The 21,241-nt window shown below is 44.0% G+C and carries 19 protein-coding genes; 9 read left to right on the plus strand and 10 right to left on the minus strand.

The window, feature by feature from the left end; translation table 11 throughout:
- Positions 1-295, minus strand: a 295-nt coding sequence (locus tag F6K52_RS13725; RefSeq protein WP_364417563.1) for a DNA gyrase modulator, incomplete at its 3' end; no start/stop codon positions are given.
- Between the two features lie 165 nt (positions 296-460).
- On the opposite strand from F6K52_RS13725, the gene F6K52_RS13730 reads away from it, so the two are divergent.
- From F6K52_RS13730 to F6K52_RS13740, 3 genes are all read left to right on the plus strand, one after another.
- On the plus strand, positions 461-847 hold the full coding sequence (locus F6K52_RS13730; RefSeq protein ID WP_293078382.1) for a VOC family protein: 387 nt from the start codon (positions 461-463) through the stop codon (positions 845-847).
- A gap of 241 nt (positions 848-1,088) precedes the next feature.
- Positions 1,089-1,511 carry a profilin gene (locus F6K52_RS13735; protein ID WP_293078384.1) on the plus strand — a complete coding sequence of 141 codons (423 nt, stop codon included), beginning with the start codon at positions 1,089-1,091 and terminating at the stop codon, positions 1,509-1,511.
- Positions 1,512-1,632: 121 nt separating this feature from the next.
- Entirely contained in the window at positions 1,633-2,079 is a 447-nt protein-coding gene (locus tag F6K52_RS13740; RefSeq protein ID WP_293078386.1) for a DUF29 domain-containing protein, read from the plus strand.
- Positions 2,080-2,242: 163 nt separating this feature from the next.
- On the opposite strand, the gene F6K52_RS13745 is transcribed toward F6K52_RS13740, so the two are convergent.
- From F6K52_RS13745 to F6K52_RS13760, 4 genes are all read right to left on the minus strand, one after another.
- Positions 2,243-3,928: a trypsin-like peptidase domain-containing protein gene (locus F6K52_RS13745; protein ID WP_293078388.1), complete on the minus strand. Its 1,686-nt coding sequence runs from the start codon at positions 3,926-3,928 to the stop codon at positions 2,243-2,245.
- Between the two features lie 403 nt (positions 3,929-4,331).
- A complete protein-coding gene (locus F6K52_RS13750) occupies positions 4,332-4,529 on the minus strand; it encodes a hypothetical protein (protein WP_293078390.1) in 198 nt (65 codons plus the stop codon).
- A 242-nt stretch (positions 4,530-4,771) separates the two neighbouring features.
- Positions 4,772-7,450, minus strand: a complete 2,679-nt coding sequence (cphA, locus tag F6K52_RS13755; RefSeq protein WP_293078392.1) for a cyanophycin synthetase — start codon at positions 7,448-7,450, stop codon at positions 4,772-4,774.
- 424 nt (positions 7,451-7,874) lie between these two features.
- The gene (locus F6K52_RS13760) at positions 7,875-8,726 is read right to left on the minus strand and encodes a cyanophycinase (protein WP_364417580.1); all 852 of its coding nucleotides are present in this window, start codon (positions 8,724-8,726) and stop codon (positions 7,875-7,877) included.
- 214 nt (positions 8,727-8,940) lie between these two features.
- Between F6K52_RS13760 and trmD the strand changes: the two genes are divergently transcribed.
- A complete protein-coding gene (gene trmD / locus F6K52_RS13765) occupies positions 8,941-9,612 on the plus strand; it encodes a tRNA (guanosine(37)-N1)-methyltransferase TrmD (protein WP_293078396.1) in 672 nt (223 codons plus the stop codon).
- A gap of 246 nt (positions 9,613-9,858) precedes the next feature.
- Here the strand turns inward: trmD and F6K52_RS13770 are convergent, their stop codons facing one another.
- The gene (locus F6K52_RS13770; RefSeq protein ID WP_293078398.1) at positions 9,859-11,271 is read right to left on the minus strand and encodes an NCS2 family permease; all 1,413 of its coding nucleotides are present in this window, start codon (positions 11,269-11,271) and stop codon (positions 9,859-9,861) included.
- A 455-nt stretch (positions 11,272-11,726) separates the two neighbouring features.
- On the minus strand, positions 11,727-11,885 hold the full coding sequence (locus tag F6K52_RS13775) for a hypothetical protein (RefSeq protein WP_293078400.1): 159 nt from the start codon (positions 11,883-11,885) through the stop codon (positions 11,727-11,729).
- A 142-nt stretch (positions 11,886-12,027) separates the two neighbouring features.
- On the opposite strand from F6K52_RS13775, the gene F6K52_RS13780 reads away from it, so the two are divergent.
- The 5 genes from F6K52_RS13780 to F6K52_RS13800 all read left to right on the plus strand — a co-directional run bounded on the left by F6K52_RS13780 (position 12,028) and on the right by F6K52_RS13800 (position 15,974).
- Positions 12,028-12,525, plus strand: coding sequence for an SET domain-containing protein-lysine N-methyltransferase (locus tag F6K52_RS13780; RefSeq protein WP_293078402.1), 498 nt, complete (start codon positions 12,028-12,030; stop codon positions 12,523-12,525).
- Positions 12,526-12,593: 68 nt separating this feature from the next.
- Positions 12,594-13,322, plus strand: a complete 729-nt coding sequence (locus F6K52_RS13785; protein WP_293078404.1) for a class I SAM-dependent methyltransferase — start codon at positions 12,594-12,596, stop codon at positions 13,320-13,322.
- A 64-nt stretch (positions 13,323-13,386) separates the two neighbouring features.
- On the plus strand, positions 13,387-14,610 hold the full coding sequence (locus tag F6K52_RS13790) for an alanine racemase (protein ID WP_293078406.1): 1,224 nt from the start codon (positions 13,387-13,389) through the stop codon (positions 14,608-14,610).
- Positions 14,611-14,788: 178 nt separating this feature from the next.
- The gene (locus tag F6K52_RS13795; RefSeq protein WP_293078408.1) at positions 14,789-14,998 is read left to right on the plus strand and encodes a hypothetical protein; all 210 of its coding nucleotides are present in this window, start codon (positions 14,789-14,791) and stop codon (positions 14,996-14,998) included.
- A 253-nt stretch (positions 14,999-15,251) separates the two neighbouring features.
- Positions 15,252-15,974 (plus strand): Uma2 family endonuclease, encoded by a 723-nt coding sequence (locus F6K52_RS13800; protein ID WP_293078416.1) that lies wholly within the window; start codon positions 15,252-15,254, stop codon positions 15,972-15,974.
- 79 nt (positions 15,975-16,053) lie between these two features.
- Here F6K52_RS13800 and F6K52_RS13805 read toward each other — a convergent pair whose 3' ends face one another.
- The 3 genes from F6K52_RS13805 to F6K52_RS13815 all read right to left on the minus strand — a co-directional run.
- Entirely contained in the window at positions 16,054-19,215 is a 3,162-nt protein-coding gene (locus F6K52_RS13805) for a tetratricopeptide repeat protein (protein ID WP_293078410.1), read from the minus strand.
- Complete coding sequence (locus F6K52_RS13810) at positions 19,212-20,297, minus strand: hypothetical protein (protein ID WP_293078412.1); 1,086 nt, start codon at positions 20,295-20,297, stop codon at positions 19,212-19,214. Before F6K52_RS13810 ends, F6K52_RS13805 begins: the two co-directional genes overlap by 4 nt.
- Positions 20,270-21,241, minus strand: a 972-nt coding sequence (locus F6K52_RS13815) for a tetratricopeptide repeat protein (protein WP_293078414.1), incomplete at its 5' end; no start/stop codon positions are given. The genes F6K52_RS13810 and F6K52_RS13815, both read right to left, overlap by 28 nt.

Consider the following 21,241-nt stretch of genomic DNA (forward strand, 5'->3'; position numbering starts at 1 on the left):
TCCCCGAAAAGGATAAGTCATTAGTGCTAACATAGCAGTCTGACTTACCCCGAAATACTCGGATACCAGCACCAGAGGTAAGGCGGGGAGAAATGCTAGTAATGGCATCATCTTCCGCAAGACAGCTGATGTAGTTGACCCGTTCTAGGAAAAACTCAATAAAATCAGCACCAGCTGCTCGTCCTAATCCCAGGAGAGTGGAAAGGGGAGCTCTCCAGCTTTCATCAAAGCGTTCTGATGTGGATTGGTATTCCAGAGTAGGTAATTCTTTGGATAGAAGTAGGGTTGGGGGCATAGATAATTTCCTTATCCTTTGGATATATATCCTTTTGATGATGGGTTTTATATTTGCCAGTCTAGCAAAATCATCAAAAGTTGGTTGAATCTGGTTCCAGACTATCGGGGATGAGCTTTGTTGATTGAAAACTATTTATCTATTACTTAATTGAAAATTATTTTTATGAAGACTAAAGGATTTCACCATGTAGCGATTATTTGCTCAGATTATGAAAAATCGAAACAGTTTTATGTAGATATTTTAGGGTTTCCGATTATTGAAGAAACCTTCAGAGCTGCTAGGAATTCTTATAAATTGGATTTACAAGTGGGTGATGGGGATAGGATTGAGTTATTTTCGTTTCCTAATCCTCCTGAACGAGTTAGTCGTCCTGAAGCTTGCGGATTGAGACATTTAGCCTTTCAAGTAGATGATATTGAAGCGTCGGTGAATTATCTCAAATCCCAGGGTTTGGATGTAGAAAGGATTAGAATTGATGAGCATACTGGCAAGCGATTTACGTTTTTTCAAGACCCGGATGGATTGCCGTTAGAAATGTATGAAATTTAAATGGAACAGGGAACAGGGAACAGGGAACAGGGAATAGGGAACAGGAATTAGTCAGCTGTTACAGATTTAAATTGCATGATTTAAGGGATTGCTTGTTTGTTGACAGTTAACAGTCAATTAATGAACTAATGTCGTTTAAAAAAAACGTTTATTTGATTGGCTTTGAGCATACCAATTTTACGAAAAATGCTATAATATTTTACTAGAATAAAAAGTAAAATTTTTAAGGAAACTAAAGAAAATGTCTTGGGATAGCTACATCGATAATCTAATTGCACAATCTAAAGACGCTAATGGAACTGTTCATGTTGATAAAGCTAGTATCATAGGTCTTGATGGTGGTGCTAAGTGGACTACAGATGCTCATGCTAATGCCTTAAAGCTCAATCCTGATGAAAGCACAAACATAGCTAATACTTTTAAGTCAAAGGATTTCTCAGGATTCATGGCAGGAGGTATATATATTGAGGGGGAAAAGTATCAATTTTTGCGGGAAGAGGATGGAAAAGTTGTTTATGGCAAAAAGAAAGACATAGGAGCTGTTACTCTCCAGGCCAGCAAAACCGCTGTCGTTATTGCTCACTGTCCAGAAGGTAGCCAACAAGGAAATGCCAATAAGGCCGTTGCAGTTATTGCAGAGTATTTAGAAAGTCTGGGCATGTAACGGTGAATCATTATCGGGTGCATCTCATAGTTGTAAAAAATATGAGATGCACCCCCTGCTCCCTGTTCCCTGTTCCCTGTTCCCTAAAAACCAAAAACTCCTTACTAGCTTAAAAACAGCTATGACTAAAACAAGTGATCTATATTATCTATATGATATTGATAATGAAAAATGGTTAGTAGAAACCCTGAAACTACTAAAAGAAAAACGACTAGAAAATCTCGACATAGAGCATTTAATTGAGGAATTAGAAGGATTGGGACGTCGAGATAAATTAACAGTTGAAAGTTTTTTAGAACAAATTATCAGACATTTATTACTCCTGAACTATTGGCAAAAGCAATATGACTATAACGCGAACCATTGGCAAGCGGAAATTATGAGCTTTAGAAGCCAACTTGAGGAGTATTTAACTCAAAACCTCCGCAATCATTTACAAAATAATCAAGGTAAAGTTTATAAAAAAGCCTTAAAGTATGTCAGAAAAAAAACCGGTATGATGATTGAATTTCCTGAAGAGTGTCCCTATGCTCTCGAACAATTATTAGATCAAGATTGGTTGCCTTAGTCAGCGCTCAGCAGTCAGCGGTCAGCTTTGTGCCATAGGCTTTGGCCTTGGCCTTTGGCCACGCTACGCGAATGGCCACGCTGTGCGAACGACCCTGGGACCTAACCCATTAGCTGATAGCTGAACGCGCACGCGTGCGCGTAGCGCATTAGCTGAATGCTTACTAAAATAAAGATTGAACTTGAAGTATTGAGTCAAAGACCACTTGATTGCTAGCAGCGCTGTCATCAAACTCATCAATAGACGTGCTAGGGTCAATAAACCCAATGATGTAGTAGGAACCAGGGTTGAGATTAGGAAAAGAAGCACTCCATGTTGCGTAATCCCAATCGAAAGGATCTAAGGAACTTATTGTATCGCTACCAAGTAACCAGTGGGAACCGCTGGAGTTAGTTACGTCATTGTCTGTAGATGCATAGAAATTGACGTCGAAGTTTCCTGATGCTGCTGTACCGTTGTTACGAGTTACAAAACGTGTAGTTAAGTTATCTCCTGGTTTAATCGAGTTAGATGAAAGGTAGTCAAAGTCAGTACCAAACCACTGATCATAATCCACAAGATCAGGTTTATCTACTGGATTAGGATCGTTTGTTTTCCAATCCTCTATCAAATCGGTCATGTATTCCTGTAAGCGAATAGCTTCATTCCGATCAGAAAACCCGGCTCTTGTCAGACCGATCACATATTCTGAGTTACCTTCAGAACGCCATACTGGACCACCACTATTGCCTCCAGTAGCATCAAGATGGTGTTTAATCTGATAGTTAGTAGCAGAATTAATAGTACCAGAAATTGTATACATTTCCGCAGAATGATCTATTCCAGCAAAACTACCTTGCCAATTATTTTCAACAATTCCCTCACTGTTGATTGTGTTTTTAGGATACCCAGTTATATTGACATTTAAGTCGTTATACCAACTAAGATCCGAATTCCATTGCCATCCCATCCAACCAGTGTAATTACCAATATTGCGATCGAGGGTTAAGACCGCCCAATCATAATTCCCGTCATCTTCATTACTGTCAGCATCAGCAATAATTCCATCACCATCATTATCTGCTGTATAGCCGTTCACTGTATGAAAATAGGTTACACCAACTTGACCATAATATTTTTCTTGACCATCTTGACCGAGATGAACGTATATTTCGTCTGCATAGCCACCATTGCCAGCAGAGTCAGAAAGAGTGCTGTCGAAGATGCCATGAGCTGAGGTGAGAAAATGGTGAGGACCAATCATCACCCCAGATGAACCAAACCACTCATTCCCAAACCTAGCTGTGACCAAACCTACTTTACTCCAAGGATCGCTAGTAGTATTTGTTACCCTAGTTCTTTCATCATCACCGAAAACTCCATCTAATGAAGGATTTGCATTAGCTTCTGCTGATAGCTGTATTCCAATCTGCTGATCTTCTACGGTTAGAGTGGTGTTTGTATCGTCTTGTCTTAATAATTCTAATTCTTCAGACGTTGACTCTGCTGCTGATGCTAAATTTGATAATCCATTTTCTTGCTCTGTGGCTAGATCTAAGCTATTAACTTGAACATCAACAACATCCTCTATGTCTTCTGGCAAAACATTGCTAATTGTTTCCGAACTGTTACCCTCAACAACAATTTTGTAGTCACCTTCAATAGTGAACCGTTTATCTTCTCTTGATCCAGTATTGAGGTAATCAGAGTCTACTCGTACTAAAACATTATCATTACGCCATCCGGTCAGAGTATCATAACCAAGATTTACTTCTGAATAATCGTCATCACGAGGAGTTACTAAATATAATCCAGAGTCAAGTTGCTCGTCGTAGTTTAAACCGTAATTAGTAGATTTTAACCCAGCCATTGCTATTGCCCCTAACGTTTGAATTAATTAGAATTTGTGTATTTCTGAGCAACCGATTACTAACTGCCATGACTACCCTAGTAGTAACAATTAAGCAATTAGTACATTAGCTGAATGCTGAGTGCCGATAGCTGATTTTTAAGTATCTATAGACTTATCTGGATAATCACCAAAATTTATGCAGGAAACTTTCACTATTTTTAGTGCCGATAGTGACAAACAGCCTTAAAAGCCTTACTGGGTATGGGGTGTGGGGTAGTGGGTGAAAAGAAATATAGCACTACGCATTAAACTTAGGACATTGATATAAGCAGCACAAGCTGTTGTAGTCAACTTTTAGGTGCGACCCTTCGGGTCACACCGCGAAATTGGGGGGTTAGGGGGGGCAAAATCATACCCAGAATCAGCAACGCCTAATTCTTAATACGGAAAGTGTACCTTTGCCTCTTGCCTCTTGCCTCTTGCCAATGCCATTGCGCGTAGCGCCATACCACCCACATAAAGATCTGTCAGGTTTGAAGTTAGCGATCGCATAGCTGTAGAAAAAGCGATGTTCCTTTGGAACATCGCTTTTTGTCCAGTTGCTTTGGGCTAATCCCATCCAGGGCTGACCTTAAGTCAATCTTTTGCAGCTGAGCGCCTCAATGGGATTACAATCAAGGTTGATGGTTTGCCCTCAACCTTGGCCTTTCGGCCACGCTACGCGAACAACCTTAAACCTTGGCCTTTCGGCCACGCTACGCGAACAACTTTAAACTTTAAACTTTAAACCTTTAACCTTCAACTTTAAACTTTAAACCTTCAACCTTCAACCTTCACCATTCAACCAATACCAACAACCGCTTAATTGACCACCGATGGCTTCAACTCATCTTCGTTGTCAGCACTGCTTGCCTTAAGGCCATTATCCGGCAAAGGATTACGAGCCTCAATTAGTTTGATCGCACGACTGACACTTTCTGGCAGAATCACCACTAAACCACCATCAGCGACTTTATCCAAACCCTTTTCAATTGCCTCTGTTTCCCTGAGGATAATCTCATAGTTGGAATCGCGATTTTCCTCTCGTATGCCCTTACGAATTAACTCAGCTGCATCACCACTGGGACGTCCTCGTAAGTCATCATCTTCTTTGATAATAATCCTGTCAAAGATTTTTGCTGAGAGTCGTCCTAGTTCAATAAAGTCTTCATCCCGGCGATCCCCAGGACCACCCACAACCCCAAAGCGCTCTCCGGGCCAGTTGCGCACAAAACTACCCAATGCCTCGTAACTAGCTGCATTGTGGGCATAATCCACTAGAGCATGGTAACTGCCAAGATTGAACAAATTCATTCGCCCTGGTGTCTGGTCTACAGAAGCTCTAAATGTGGTCAATGCCTCTCTAATGGCCTCAATCGAGACTCCTTGAGCAAAGGCAGCGAGACTCGCAGCTAGAGCATTCGCAATCATAAAAGGTGCCCGTCCCCCAATTGTCACTGGCACATTTACTGCCTCGTCAATCCGCAGGGTCCAATCCCCTTTGATGATGGACAAATAACCATTTTCATAAACCGCCGCCAGACCACCACCACTGGTGTGATTTTTGATCAACTCATTTTCTGAGTTCATGGAGAAATAAGCCACTTGACCCTTTACCTTTTCCGCCATTGCTCTGACTAGGGGGTCATCAGCATTGAGGATAGCATAGCCCTTCGGACTCACCACTTCCGCCACAATACTCTTGACCTTGGCCATCTGTTCAATGGTGTCGATGTCTCCAATTCCCAAGTGGTCAGCGGAGACATTTAAAACCACTCCAATATCACATTTGTCAAAGGCCAAGCCAGAACGCAGGATACCGCCCCGGGCAGTTTCCAGCACTGCCACCTCAACTGTAGGGTCTCTGAGAATTACCTGAGCACTTTGGGGTCCAGTGGTATCACCTTTTTCCACCATATATTCATCAATGTAGATGCCATCTGTGGTGGTATAGCCCACAACCTTTCCAGTTTGGCGATAGATATGGGCAATTAAGCGAGTTGTCGTGGTTTTTCCGTTAGTACCTGTAATCGCGATGATGGGAATACGGTTAGGTTGCCCATTTGGGAAGAGCATATCTAGGACTGGTGCTGCCACATTCCGGGGCTGACCTTGACTAGGACAAACATGCATCCTAAAGCCAGGGGCAGCATTCACCTCAACCACCACCCCATCAGCTTCCCGTAAAGGCTTAGTGATATCAGAGGTAACAATATCAATTCCAGCAATATCGAGACCAATAATTTTGGCAACCCGCTGTGCCAGCCAGATAGTTTCTGGATGGATGTTGTCAGTGTGGTCTACAGCAATACCGCCAGTGCTAAGATTGGCAGTTTCCCGCAAGTAACAAACTTCCCCCTTTCTGGGTATACTTTCCAATCTATAGCCTTGCTTCTTCAAGACACTCTCACTGGTAGCGTCTACCACAATTTTCGTCAAGACATTGTCGTGTCCGTCACCCCGATGGGGATCAAGGTTAGTTTGGTCAATCAGTTCCTCAATCGTAGACCTACCATTACCCACCACATGGGCAGGGATACGCTCTGCTACAGCTACTACCTTGCCATTGACCACAAGAATCCGGTGGTCAAAACCTTTATAATAGCGCTCCACAATTACCGAGCGGGAGACCTCTTTGGCGGTTTCATGGGCAGTCTTTGCCTCTTCCCAGCTATTAATATCAAGAGTAATGCCTCGTCCATGATTCCCATTCAGGGGTTTAATCACAATCGGGTAGCCACCTACATCCTCAATTGCCCCTTCCAAGTCATTTAGGAATCGAATCGTTGTACCCCGGGGAACCGGTACACCAGCATCCCTCAGGATTTGTTTGGTACCTTCTTTATCACAAGCCAACTCAACGCCTAAAATCCCTGAATAATCACTCAATGTGGCTTGAATCCGCTTTTGGTGGACACCGTACCCCAGTTGAATCATCGCTCTCGCGCTCAGCTGCATCCAGGGAATATCTCTGGCTTCGGCTTCCTTAACCAAGGATTGAGTGCTTGGTCCTAAAGCTGAATTACTAGCCAGTTCTTGTAAATCTTTCAGGTCTTGTTCTAATTCACTTTGGGGATAGATTTGCTTATCAATGATGCTACGACACAGGCGTACAGCTGCCCTAGCAGCATAACGACCCACCTGCTCATCAATGTATTCAAATATGACCTGGTAGACTCCTGGTGTCGCTGTTTCCCTAGTGCGACCAAATCCAACCCTCATGCCAGCCAGATCTTGTAGTTCTAGGGCAACGTGTTCAATGATGTGCCCCATCATGGTGCCTCTGGCAACCCGAGACAGGAATCCCCCCCGGACACCAGGGGAACAGAAATGCTCTTCCAGACTGGGTAGGACAGTCTTTAGTCCCTTATAGAAGCCAGGAATCTCGTTGGAGGGGGTATTTGCCAATTCCTCTAAATCGAGACGCATGACAATCAGTTTGTGATGTCCAATACTCCAATAATTAGGACCACGTAAAGTCTGGATTCTAAGAATTCTCATATCAACTGAAACTTCGGTGGTGATGCTCGCTGAATGTGCAAGGAAGCCTAAAGACGCAATTCATCAAATAAAATCCGCCTTTATCGCCTACTTTGGCACTACTTTGGCACATTATCAGCCGATTGGCACGCTTGAAAAGTCTAGCTCCAATCCTGAAATCAGGCGATCGGGTAGGCTGCTGATTAGATTTGGGATAATCTATTGATTATTAACCTTGGACAGAGAAAAAACTGTTCTCTGTGAACAGTTTTTTCAAAATTATCCATAATTATCCATTTCAGCCAGCAAGTCCTCAGATGAGTTCCCCCAACTACAGTCATGAGGAAAACCCCTGATTAAGGCGCTGCATCCCTTGGCACAGGGCAGGTCAAGCCATACTCAAAAGCGTGGGCTGGTATTGTGCTTGTTCTCCAGGACGGAAGGTTTAGCTTTCTGCTGTGAATAAGGAACGCTTGTGAAAGTGGTAGCGATCGCCATGACACAGAATATGCACTCGCAGATTGTGGATACTGATCGGGTCGTTATGACCGATCTTAGGCTGGTTCGTGTAAGACATTTCCTGGGGATCAATAATTGTGACAGTACCTTTACCCATCACTTGTAAGCAACCATTTTTTTCAAACAAAGCACAGGTATCTTCATCGATTCCGATCCCCAATCGATCCGGATGTTCAGAAATGGCACTGATCAGGCGTGCCATACGATTCCGATTGTGGAAATGTTGATCGACAATCACCTCTGGAATGATTCCTAAGCCCATGGTTATATCTACCAAAGCACGATTAGGAGACTCACCACTACCACCACCAGCAATCATGTGATGACCCATAACTGCAGCCCCAGCACTTGTCCCAGCTAGGGTAATCTCGCTTTGATGAACCCGCTGCCGAACTTTTTCCATTAAGGGGGTATCGGCTAGTAGCCCGCACAAGCGTAATTGGTCACCTCCGGTCATGAATACCCCGGTACAGATTTCCAAGTACTCTAGTAAGTCTTTGTTTTCTGCTTCAGAGCGATCGCGTATATCTAGCAACCGAATTTCCTCGGCTCCCATGTCTTCAAAGATGCGTTCATAGCGACTGCCAATCACGCTTGGTTCTCTGGAGGCTGAGGGGATAATGGCCAGGCGAGCATTAGTTCCTCCAGCACGCCGAAAAAAAGTTTGCAGGATCTCTCGTCCGTGAACTTTATCTTCAGCGCCGCCGATTACCAAGATTCCTGGTTGAGTGGACTTAGGCATCCTAATTCTTTGCAATTGAGATTCTAACTGCTGCATTATATTAGTAATGGGCATGAGGTGAGTCGAATACTTTTGAGTAGTGCTTTTTAGTTAAAATGCCACATTCTAGCAATTTTTCAGTTTACTTCGTGATTATTTAATGATATCCACGCATTATAGCCTTACAATTTATGCATAATCACTGATTATGTATCTTAGCCTCTTCCCACAGGATTTTTAGCTCCAGACCCCTACCCTCCCTTAACTGTTTGTGCGATTTGACATTATCACTCTGTTTCCGGATTTCTTCAGCTCTCCTCTGACTTCAGGGCTACTTGGTAAGGCGCTCCTCAAACAAATTGCCGAAGTACATCTAATCAACCCCCGAGACTTTGCTACTGACAAGCATCGACGAGTTGATGATGAGCCTTACGGTGGTGGCGTAGGGATGTTGATGAAACCAGAGCCGATTTTTGCGGCTGTAGAGTCTTTACCCATTTTACCACAGCGTGATGTCATCTTAATGACCCCCCAGGGGCAACCCATGAAACAGCAATTGTTCAAAGAATTGGCCACAGGTTATGATCAGCTGGTGATAATTTGTGGACACTACGAAGGTGTGGATGAGCGGGTATTACACTTAGTCACCCGAGAGGTATCACTGGGGGATTTTGTCTTAACCTGTGGAGAAATCCCAGCCCTAGCCATGATTAACGGTGTCACCCGGTTGCTACCAGGAACAGTAGGCAAAGCGGAATCCCTTAAATTAGAAAGCTTTGAAGCCGGGTTACTGGACTATCCTCAGTACACCAGACCTGCTGAGTTTCGGGGATGGAAGGTTCCAGAGGTTTTGTTATCAGGACATCATGGGGAAATTGACCGCTGGCGTAAACAACAGCAAATTCAGAGGACTAAAGAACGCCGTCCTGATTTGTTTGATTAATCCCTAAATAGCAAAGGGAATCGGTAATTTAGAATTTAGAATCGGGAATTTAGAATCGGGAATCGGGAATCGGGAATCGGGAATCGGGAATCGGGAATCGGGAATCGGGAATCGCTTTTAGGGTGGGCAAATCAAGTTTGGTTGTCAGCATTCAGCTTATGGGCTACGGGCACGCTACTTGAGGTGTCAAAGGCTGATAGCTGTTCGCGTAGCGTGGCCAAAGGCCTTTAGCTGATAGCTGATAGCTTAGGCTCCTACTAAGGCAAACTTTAAGATAAATACTGTTGCTAAAATCCACATGGTAATAGTCGTTTCGTGAGCTTTACCCTGAAAAGCCTTCAACAGAGGAAAAGTAATTAAACCGACAGCTAATCCATCAGCAATTGAATAACTTAAAGGCATGATCAAGATGGTGAGAAATGAGGGAATTGACTCGGCTGGATCGTCCCAATGGATTTTTCTAACACTTGGGATCATCAAAACTCCAACCATGACTAAGGCTGGTGCTGTGGCAAAGCTGGGAATGGCCGATAGAAAGGGAATGAAAACTATGGATAGGGCAAATAAAATGGCAGTAACAACGGCAGTCAAGCCAGTGCGTCCCCCTTCCAATAGTCCTGAGGCTGACTCAATATAGGTGGTTACTGTAGAGGTGCCTAAGATTGCCCCAGCAGTAGTACCGATTGCATCTGCCATAAAGGCTCGCGACCCATGGGCAAATTCCCCCTTTTGATTGATATAACCTGCTTTGACTCCTAGTCCAGTTAGGGTACCAACGGTATCAAACAGATCCACAAACAGTAGCACAAATAGAATACTCAGTAGTTCCCAGATATTGGTCTGAACTACCTGTGACAAACCCACAAATGCCTGACCAAGTAAATCTCCTGGCCATTGGGGTAAGGCAACAATTCCTTGTGGCCAAGGGGCTATCCCCAAAATCCATGCCAGTAATGCGGTGGCAAGAATACCCCACAGCAGGGCTCCGGTAATGCGTCGAGCGATCAAGGCTGAGGTAATTAGAATTCCGACAATGGTGACTAATGTGGCTGGTTGAGTCAAATCTCCCAAGGTAGTGGTAGTTGCCTGAGACTGAGCAATGATACCTGAGCTATTGAGACCAATATAAGCAATAAATAAACCAATACCTGTGGTTGTGGCTTGTTTAATACATTCGGGAATCCCAGTGACAATTTTACGGCGAACCCCAGTAACCGTAAGCACTATAAAAATTAGTCCTTCAATGAAAACCGCAGCCAGAGCAACCCGCCAATCGATGCCTAAACCCAACACTACTGAGAAGGTAAAGTAGGCATTGAGACCCATACCTGGTGCTAGGGCAAATGGATATTTTGCATACAGTCCCATCACTAAGGTTGCCAAAGCAGCTGAAATCCCGGTGGCAATCACTAGTTCCCCAAACAAATCCTTGGGTTGTTGCAGAAAAATGGCATTGGACAAAATATCGGGATTGACCACGAGAATGTATGCCATGGTGACAAAGGTGGTTACTCCCGCCAGAATCTCGGTACTAAGTTTGGCTTGGTGTTGATGAAATTGGAAAAATTTAGCGATCGCGGAGCGTGACCAAAGGTCAATCCCATTGGTATCTTCCACGACTTTACGGGGTTCCTTCAACGGGTCAGATTCTGGAGTCATGGCAAGGCAAGGGTAATCAATCTGCTGCTAGCATAGTGGTTTTTTGGCAAATGCGATGTTCCAAAAGAACCGCTTCGCGATGTTCCAAAAGAACCGCTTTCGGCAGAGCCGTTCGCGCAGCGGAGGCCTTTGGCCACGCTTCGCGAACGCGAACGCTAACTCTAAATCCCTAACCGTAAGCATTCAGCTATCAGCTTTTAGCTATCAGCTATCAGCCTTGGCCATTCGCGTAGCGCAATTGCTGCTTTTGAATAAAATAAGCTGACAGCTGACCACTGACGGCTGAACGCGCACGCGTGCGCGTAGCGCATATGCTTACCGACCAACAGCTACCACAAAACCGCCAACTGCTGTGACCAAAATGCCGATCAATGTCCAAATTTGTGCCTTGGTTGAACCTTTTAATGCTTTGATATCCGTTGCGTTCGCCTTTGGCGCGGCAGAGCCGATCGCTTTTAGCGGAAGCTTCGCTTCATCGCGTCTACTTGTGTCTCTACTTTTATTAGTCTTTCGTTTATCTTATTGACATCTTTTTGAAGGCTGTCTAGCTTCCCGTTTATGTCTTTTAAGACTTCCTCTAAGGAGTAAGTAATTGTTATGGGTGTCTCGCTCATGGGTTAAACTCCTAATTGATTATTGTTCATTTCATATACCCTTGACTTTTATTGCCAAATAATTTTTACAAAAATACAAAATAATTGTATACTAGCTTAGTTTGGTAATACTGCATCCAAAGAATTTGGCTGAGGTAGTTATATGGATGACTTGGTTAAAAACTATATCGCTGAAAAAAAACTAAACGTTGCATCATGGGCCGAGCTCCGGGAGTGTCGTAAAACTGGGAGCAAATCCCTACACACCACTGTCGAGTTTATGCCCGGACAGGTAATCTGTAAATTTGGCGCAAAAAAAAGCCTAGATCGCCCTAATTATTTAACCGTCCAAATTGACGATTACCAACATATTATGCTCGACCCAGAGTTTTTGCAGTATCTCAATCATAGCTGCGCTCCCAATGTATTTTTCGCTCCGAGCGATCGCGTTGTGAGAGCCATAACTAAAATTAAAATTGGTGAGGAAATGACTTTCTTCTATCCATCAACGGAATGGTCGATGGATAGAGGATTTGATTGTATTTGTAAAAGCAAAGATTGCCTAGGAACTATTAGAGGTGCCGCCTACTTACCCTTAGATATTTTAACAAAATACAAACTCGCGGAACATATACAGCAGCGCTTGGCTAAACGACATTGATTTCCTAAACTTTGCTTTATAAACAGTTTCAATCAACAGTATAAAATAAAATCAGGAGAGCTACCACTATGAATAAATACGATAATATTGCCGAGTATTATGACTCCACTATGAAGAGTGTGTATTACGACTATCCGAAAGAAGCTCAGTCCCTCGACTCTATCCTCAAAGGCCGGAAAAAACTTCTCGAAATAGGGGTGGGAACGGGATTACTTGCAGAAAAACTGCTCGAATTAGATCCCAGCTATGAGATAACTGGAATAGATTTTACTCCTACTATGTTAGACCGGGCTAAAGCTCGTTTGGGAAATCGGGCAAAGGTAGTAGAAGGTAATGTGTTATCAATGGATCTGCAAGAATCTTTTGATGCCATATATTCCCATGGGGGTCCGGCAGGTGTATGTCGGGTTGGTAAAGATTACCACTTATATAGTTTTCTGCCCAATTTTGAGGACACCGTTAAAATGTTAAACAATATTGCCCGCCATTTAGTTGAGGGAGGCTTGTTTGTACTTAACATTCAAGCCGAAGAAATTGATGCAGATGGCGAGCAAGAGATTGGCAATGGCATTGTTTACGCTCAGCAAAAGCATCTCTCTTTCCTAGACAATCAAGAAATGTACTTTTGGGAAACAGACTATCGTTTCAAAAAAGAAGGTGAAATAGTTGCTAGCGATCGCCATAAGTTCTTAATGGTGTACGGCCAACTTCTAGAAGATACGATGAATGGGGCAGGTTTTAAGTGGAAAGAGGCGACTCCCGACGATTTATATATGGTTTACAAAAAAGTGATGTAAAAGGAAGTTTGAGTGCGACGCAACGAGAACAAATTATTCACAACAAATAAGATTTGGCAGTAGCATGATATCAAGTGACAATAACAACCAAGAAATAAAAGATGGGTGGCGAGATGATGTAACTGAATTTAGAAATTGGATGAAAATTATTCCAACTATTCCTGAGACATTGTTCAAGATTGCCAGTGATATTCCCACCCCGGCACTTGTGTACGACCTAGATGCCATCACTGACACTGTAACGGCTTTACGAAACGACCTCAGAAAAATTCCGAATAGTGAGCTTTGTTTAGCTGTTAAAGCAAACCGCTGCCAATCTGTGTTGCGTCATATGGCTAAACTTGGCCTAGGAGCAGACATTACCACCATACAAGAGCTAGATGCTGCCATCGCAGCAGGGCTGTGGCCAATCTACTCTACAGCACCAGGCTTCTCAGTTGCCGACCTTAAGCGTTTGGCAGCTGAGGGTGTGATTCCAGATTTGTGCAGTCTGTCTCAGTTGCGTGTCTGGTGTGAAAGCGCTAACCCAGACAAAAGAGTTGGGCTTCGACTTCGCCTTCCTTTTCACGAAGATTCCAAGGCTAAGAATGTAGTAACCAGGTGGAGTAGATTTGGAGTTGATCCAACAGATTCCGGTCTACACAGCCTAATACAAACCCATAAGCTTGAGGTCGTCCATCTTCATGTTCATGAAGGTGAAACTTTTTCAGAAGCAGATCTACATCAGACCCTTGATTTGCTAGTATCTTGCTTGGAAATCTTTCCTAAAGTTGAAGTGCTCAATCTCGGCGGCGGTTGGGCTTACCTGTTCCATCTGCAAAAACCTGAAGCACAACGGGTTTGGGATCTAGTAAATAAAACCATTACTCGTATTAACAACCAGCGCCAGCAACCCGTGCGGCTTGTGATAGAGCCAGGAATGCTATTGACTATGATGGCGGGCTACCTGGTTGCGGAGGTCAAAGCAGCAGACGATCATCCCTCTGGGCATCGCATTGTGGTTTTGGATACCTCTGCTTGGAACTTGATGTTCTGGGCACCACGTCCAGCAGTTGCTCAGATCCCTTTCCGAGAAGGACCGATGTTCGTCCATGACCTCGCAGGTTGTACCTGTTATGAGACAGATTATTTTTGTCTTAACGAAAAGATGGCAAGAATAGAGGTTGGTGACCGCGTGATCTTGAATGCATCGGGTGCCTACACCAGCAGTGTGGCACGGAGTCTGCATGGACTACCAATACCGAAAGAGTTTGTCATTCGCGACAACCGTCTATGCCTGGTTGAGTGATCAAACCTGAAATAACAAAACCACCGACAGCCACCACAAAACCGCCAATTGCTGTAACCAAAATGCCAATCAATGTCCAAATTTGTGCCTTGGTTCAACCTTTTAATGCTTTGAAATCCGTAGGCCACGCTACGCGATGAAGCGTTCGCGTTCGCGCAGCGTCGCCTACGGCGAAAGCGTGGCCAAAGGCCTCAGCTTCCGCGCTTATGCGATTGGCCGTAGGCCACGCTACGCGAACGCCTTTGGCGCGGCAGAGCCGATTGGCCGTAGGCCACGCTACGCGATGAAGCAAAGCTTCCGCCAAAGGCGATCGCAAAAATCTTTTAAGTCACTCCCTGCCAGAAAGCGAATTTCTAAACCTCGGTTAACTGTTTGGTTGATTGTTTGACTAGTCTGACAAGCACCAAGGAGCAAAATAACAGAAGAGACCGGTACCAAAGATAGTTTCCAATAAATTTAAGGGAAAATCTTGGGGAGATTGCTATAATTAAACATCACACATCCCTTAGTTGTTGAATCTAAGATCAAGCACCAATTAAATTATAACACGTTCGCTTCACAAAAAATCTGTTAAAATGGTAGTTTTTTATAGGGTTTGATAAGATAGAATAGGCTTCCAGTATTTGGTGAAAAATTTTCCTATGGTTCAGCAAATTACTCCCACCACCGATGACATCTTCTATCCCGAAAGTGACGGGAAACCAATGGCCGACAATACCCTTCAATTTGAACTAATTACCACCATTAAGTATGGCCTGGAAGTCCACTTCAAAGATGACTCCAATGTCTTCGTTGCTGGGGATTTGTTGTGGTATCCAATACAAGGACAACCCAAAATCAACCAAGCCCCGGATGTGATGGTAGTTATCGGTAGACCGAAAGGGCATCGGCGTTCTTATAAAACCTGGGTTGAAGATAATCTTAATCCCCAAGTCACCTTTGAAATTGCCTCCGAAACCAACACCATCAAAGAATTAGAAGAAAAGAAACTCAAGTTTTATCAGACCCATGGAGTAGAAGAGTACTATCTCTATGACCCAGATCGGACAAAACTAAAAGGCTGGTTGCGTTCAGGAAAAAAACTAGAACCTATCCCTCAGATGCGAGGTTGGGTTAGTCCCCGTTTAGGAATTACCTTTGAGTTAGTAGCATCGGAATTAGTACTGTATTATCCCAATGGTGAGCCTTTTGCTAGCTATTTAGAAATTAGTGAGCAAAGAGATATGGCTCAACAACAGGCAGAACAGGAACGTCAACGGGCAGAACAAGCAGAGCAAGCTTTAGAGCAAGAACGAACTCGCATGAAAGCATTGCTAGAGCAATTAAAAGCCAAAGGGATAAATCCCGAGGATTTTAACCTATAATCTCTAGCAATTCTCATAGTAATCAGGTACACAGGATTTTTTCCTGTTCCCTGTTCCCTGTTCCCTATCTCCCTACTCCCTACTCCCCACCCATAGAACGCCAATTCCCAGAAGGAATAAAACTCGCCCAATAATAGGGATGCTGATACTTTCCACTTCCTAACATTTGCAACTGAATCCTTCGCAAAGCCTCAGAACGCCCTTGGTTATCCAGCAATCCTTGATAATAAGACACCATTAGATCCTTGGTAGCCCGATCATCCACTTTCCACAAACTAATCACCTGGCTTTCTGACCCAGCAATCACCAACGCTCGACGCAACCCATAGATTCCTTCCCCAGCACTGATATTGCCTAAGCCTGTATCACAGGCTGATAACACCACCAGCTTTGTACCTGATAAATTTAATCCCGTTGCTTCTAAAGCTGTGAAGATGCCATCTTCTAGTTTATTTTCTGGCTTGTTGTCCTTAATTCCTGCTAATGCTAACCCTGACCAAAGTAGGAAATTATCCCCTGAAGTAAACTCTTCTGAATTAGGTCTTTCTTGGAAAAAACCATGGGTAGCAATATGTAGTATTCTGGGACGATTAACCTGTTTTAATACTGCTTCATTAGCTTGAGCACCCAACAACGGCTCTACACCAAGCATCTGGGCGATCGCGTTTACTTCCTCAAGAGTACCTGGTAAAGGCGATAAGCCCCACTCGGAAGGATTCAATTGACGTAAGCTGCGGGTTGCTACTATCTGGTTTTCCTCCCCAAGGGCACTAATTTGAGCAGAATTATCAAAATCTGGTGCTCCCAAAAGTACTGGTTGGGTAAGCTTGGGATTGGAATTGGATAATCTCAGTAAATCCCGACCAGACGTGAGGTAGGTAAAACCATAGCTTTCTACTAAATAACGGTTGTCTTCATCCACTAAAGCTTCAAAGGGGATGAGGTTGAGGTAGCTGTCTGGAGACAGTAAAATCCTGCGGCTATCTCCCAACAAAGGACGAACTTTCGCCATCAGTTTATCATCTACTTTACGGGCTACTTGTTTGAAATCAGGGATGGTAACTCCTTTGTCTCGCAGGGAAAAACGAAATCTAAACAGTAGAGATTTCAAAGCATCTACTTCCCCTAAATCAATACCTTGGGGTGGGCCTTGAGAACGGAGTACATAGGCGGCATAACGGGGACTACCAAAACTACCCTTTTTGGGGTTGTAGGGTTTGTACTCTACAAATTCTACCAGTGCCGTATCATCGGGAATAAGTTGTTCAATGGTTTCGATGGTGACTGGTTGATTGATTTGGGCAAATTCACGACTACGCCGACTAATTTTTGCGACTAGTTGCTGTTCCTGATTAGTTAGTTCATTGAGTTGAGCAGGATATTCTTCAAGGGGAAGCTTATCGGGTCGGTTGTAGGTGAGGTTAGCTAGTTGCGTGCGAGTATTGTTGAGTCGGTCTAGTAATTTTTGGCTTTGGAAATCTAAGCGTTTACGCAACAGTTGCTGACTATGGGTCAAGAAATCCAGTAAACGACCTTTTCGACGTAGAATGCTGGTTAACGCTAGACCAGCTGCTCTTTGATCATCAGGAGCTGAGTTTAAGTGTAGAGAGATGGCTCCATCCCTTGTCTTAGAGATAGTTTTCATGTAGTCCCGTTTTTGCTTTTCAGCACCAGCGACGAGATTACGTTCCAGATTGAGTTCTTCGATGTCTAATCCTGCTTCCAGAAACTCCAGAGCTTGCTCAATGTTTCCTTGACTGTAATGTAAAACAGCAATACTATTGAGGCTGGTTGCCACAGATGGGTGTTCGTTGCCCAGCAACCATCTCATCATCTCCAAGGCTTCTGCATACAAGAGTTCCGCCTGTTGGTACCTTCCCATGGATTTGTAGAGTAACCCCAGATTATGGAGGCTGGTTGCCACAAATGGGTGTTCGTTGCCCAGCAACCGTCTCCTCATCTCCAAGGCTTCGTTATGCAAGGGTTCCGCCTGTTGGGACCTTCCCATTAATTGGTAGAGTGCCGCTAGATTATGGAGGCTGGTTGCCACAGATGGGTGTTGGTTCCCCAGCAACCGTCTCCTCATCTCCAAGGCTTCGGTTAACAAGGGTTCCGCCTGTTGGTACCTTCCCATTGATTGGTAGAGTCCCGCCAGATTATGGAGGTTGTTTGCCACATCTGGGTGTTCATTACCCAGCAACCGTTTATACATCTCCAAGGATTGGGTATACAAGGGTTCTGCATCAGAGTACCTTCCCATTAATTGGTAGAGTAACCCCAGACTATTCAGGCTGGTTGCCACAGATGGGTCTTCGTTTCCCAGCAACCGTCTCCTCATCCCCAAAGCTTCGGTTAACAAGGGTTCTGCATCAGAGTACCTTCCCATTGATTGGTAGAGTAACCCCAGACTATTGAGGCTGGTAGCCACAGATCGGTGTTCGTTCCCCAACAAGCGTCTTTTCATGTCCAAGGATTGGGTATACAAGGGTTCTGCATCAGAGTACCTTCCCATTGATTGGTAGAGTAACCCCAGACTATTGAGGCTGGTTGCCACATATGGGTGTTCGTACCTCAGCAACTGTCTATACATCTCCAAGGCTTGCTTATACAATGGTTCCGCATCTTCGTACTTTCCCATTGAATAGTAGAGTCCCGCCAGATTATTGAGGCTTAATGCCACATCAAGGTGTTCGTTACCCAGCAACCTTCTCCTCATCTCCAAGGCTTGCTTATACAATGGTTCCGCATCTTCGTACTTTCCCATTGAATAGTAGAGTCCCGCCAGATTATTGAGGCTTAATGCCACATCAAGGTGTTCGTTACCCAGCAAGCGTCTCCTCATCTCCAAGGCTTGAGTTAACTTGGGTTCCGCCTGTTCGTACCTTCCCATTGCATCGTAGAGTAACCCCAGATCATTCAGGCTGGTAGCTATATCAGGGTGTTCCTCTCCCAGCACTTGCTGTCGAATCCTCAAAGCGTCCTGGGCTAGAGGAATCGCTTCGGAGTATTTCCCTTGCTGATACAACTCAGCAACTTGTTGAGTCAGTTGCTTAGCTTTGGCTAGTTGTGCTTGTGCTGATTCCTGTTTTTGGGCAATGGTAGTTTGTCCCACTGTGGGCTGGGGCGTAATTACCCCTACTGAGATCAAACTAACTAGAGCTGTTACCCAAATTGTTGGCCTTTTTGATTTAGTTGAAACCATACCGATACCCCATACCTTAAATCCAGAACCGCCTGTCAAATTTTACTTTTATTCTCTTCTAGTTGACGCACCTTTGATTCATCTCCTAAAGCCCGATAACTAACTTGGGCTTTTTCCAACCACTGTAAAGCTTCCTCTTTACTGTCAATAATTAAGCTGATAGTTACTAAACTCTTTTGTATTTCCGCTTGACTGTTTAAATCTGATGCTGCTTTAGCCAGTTCTAAACCTTTGAGGTAACGCTCCTTTGCCAGTCGATTTAACCCCACTTGTGTGTAGGTATCCCCTAGCAGTTGATAGGTGGCTACCAAATTATTACCATCTTTGATGCTTTGTTCGAGGATATCAATCGCATCATATTTCAAATCTTCGCTGAGGTAAAAATGGGCTAGGGCTAAGGAATTCGCTTCTTCACTTAACTGTTTTTGCTGGAGTTCGTCTACTTCTTTTAATAGGGTGGTAGCTTTCTTTTTATCAAGTACCCGAAAACCAAATACCCCTTCCTCTATAGAACGTTGACCGTTGTCAGTCTCAACAATTAACCAATAATAACCAGGTGGTAGAGGTTGTTCCCCTGAATAAAGAATTTCTGTCTCCCTACTGTGGGTTTTCCAGTCTAGATCTAATCCTTGTCCACGAATCCTAACAGAATAACTTTCTGCACCTTCAACCTGATGCCAGCGTAGGGTGGGTCGGTTGTCGAGTAAGGATGTGTTCCTCGGACTTAATAGATAAGGAATGTTTTGATTATTTGCTGCCCTAGTAGGAGCGGTATCATTCTGTGAGTGAATTATTCTATTATCTCTGGTGGCAGGACAGCCTTCATTAACGGTGGAAGTTCTTCCCGGTTCAGGTTTCCAGGTTGTCCAGTTGGAACACAGCACTTCAACGGTAGCATTTGAGCCTACCAACAGCTGATAATCCCCCCTGAGTATAGAACCAATAGAAGCTGGTTGAAAATTTGACCAATCGGGCTTCTGGAATTTGACTTCACCTGGAGGAGCCAAGGCGATAATTAGGTTAAACCTTGGTATTTGAGGCAGGGCAGGTTTGATGAAAGGGACTGTCACACCTAGCCCCAGTGCAAAGGCAATTAAGGTTTTCCATTGTTTTGACCACATAATTGATTTTCCTCCTTTAATTTTTGATGAGCTAAGCCCAGCCACAGATCCTCATCAGGATTAGCACTTGACCCCAATTGACAACATTGTTGCCACTGGGTCAAGGCTTTAGTTTTCTGGTTTTGTGCTTGATAAACCTGAGCTAATAAGCAGTGGGCTGAACCGCGATTAGAGATTCGTTTACTACCTTCTTGACTACTTCCTAGAGAAACAGCACCCAGGAGAAATTTCTCCGCTTCATACCAGCGCTGTTGCTTAAGCCTTGCCCAACCCAAGTTTTTCATCAGGTCGTATTTAACTTTGATACTGGCTTGCTCAGCCTTGGCTAAACCTTTTAAGAGTAGGGGTATAGCTAAAGATGGTTTGTTGTTCAGAATATGCAAGCGACCTAAGTTGTTATAGGCTTTGACAAAACCGCCTTTTACGGCGAATTGGTATTGAGTTCTGGCTTTATCAAACTGTTGTAAATCTTCGTAAATAAAAGCTAAGTTGTAGTGAGCTTTGACATTATCAGGATTAAGGGCTAAGGCTTGCTGATAGTGGGCTTCAGCACTGGCTAGTTGACCTTGCTTATACTTTTCAAAACCTCTTCTATTAGAGAAATTAGAAAAATTGGGCAAACAAAAGTGAAAACCTAGTAAGATTACCAGTAATAACTCCGTCGCCCCGAGCTGGGCTTCCGCATGAAAATGCTTGGGAATACCCAGTCGGATTAATAATTTATCAAATTCTTCTTGTCCGGTTTCCGTTAGTTCGCTGATCGCTTGTAATACGGTCAAAAGACTGGGAAAAGCAATTGCTACTGCTCCCGCAAATCCAGTGCCTGCTATCAGAAAACGAGGCAGAAGGTCGATTAACAAGCCAAGATTCGCCGTCCAGCCAGCAATGCTCAATCCTCGCCATAACCAATCCCACCATTGCCAGCGGGCAAGCTCCGCTTCTGA

The organism is Moorena sp. SIO3H5, assembly GCF_010692395.1.
Classification (GTDB): domain Bacteria; phylum Cyanobacteriota; class Cyanobacteriia; order Cyanobacteriales; family Coleofasciculaceae; genus Moorena.

Bases quoted from the DNA above. Each gene is read 5' to 3' on its own strand.
- F6K52_RS13730 (WP_293078382.1), top strand. From the start codon at position 461: ATGAAGACTAAAGGATTTCACCATGTAGCGATTATTTGCTCAGATTAT.
- F6K52_RS13735 (WP_293078384.1), top strand. From the start codon at position 1,089: ATGTCTTGGGATAGCTACATCGATAATCTAATTGCACAATCTAAAGAC.
- F6K52_RS13740 (WP_293078386.1), top strand. From the start codon at position 1,633: ATGACTAAAACAAGTGATCTATATTATCTATATGATATTGATAATGAA.
- F6K52_RS13745 (WP_293078388.1), bottom strand. From the start codon at position 3,928: ATGGCTGGGTTAAAATCTACTAATTACGGTTTAAACTACGACGAGCAA.
- F6K52_RS13750 (WP_293078390.1), bottom strand. From the start codon at position 4,529: ATGGGATTAGCCCAAAGCAACTGGACAAAAAGCGATGTTCCAAAGGAA.
- cphA (WP_293078392.1), bottom strand. From the start codon at position 7,450: ATGAGAATTCTTAGAATCCAGACTTTACGTGGTCCTAATTATTGGAGT.
- F6K52_RS13760 (WP_364417580.1), bottom strand. From the start codon at position 8,726: ATGCAGCAGTTAGAATCTCAATTGCAAAGAATTAGGATGCCTAAGTCC.
- F6K52_RS13770 (WP_293078398.1), bottom strand. From the start codon at position 11,271: ATGACTCCAGAATCTGACCCGTTGAAGGAACCCCGTAAAGTCGTGGAA.
- F6K52_RS13775 (WP_293078400.1), bottom strand. From the start codon at position 11,885: ATGAGCGAGACACCCATAACAATTACTTACTCCTTAGAGGAAGTCTTA.
- F6K52_RS13780 (WP_293078402.1), top strand. From the start codon at position 12,028: ATGGATGACTTGGTTAAAAACTATATCGCTGAAAAAAAACTAAACGTT.
- F6K52_RS13785 (WP_293078404.1), top strand. From the start codon at position 12,594: ATGAATAAATACGATAATATTGCCGAGTATTATGACTCCACTATGAAG.
- F6K52_RS13790 (WP_293078406.1), top strand. From the start codon at position 13,387: ATGATATCAAGTGACAATAACAACCAAGAAATAAAAGATGGGTGGCGA.
- F6K52_RS13800 (WP_293078416.1), top strand. From the start codon at position 15,252: ATGGTTCAGCAAATTACTCCCACCACCGATGACATCTTCTATCCCGAA.
- F6K52_RS13810 (WP_293078412.1), bottom strand. From the start codon at position 20,297: ATGTGGTCAAAACAATGGAAAACCTTAATTGCCTTTGCACTGGGGCTA.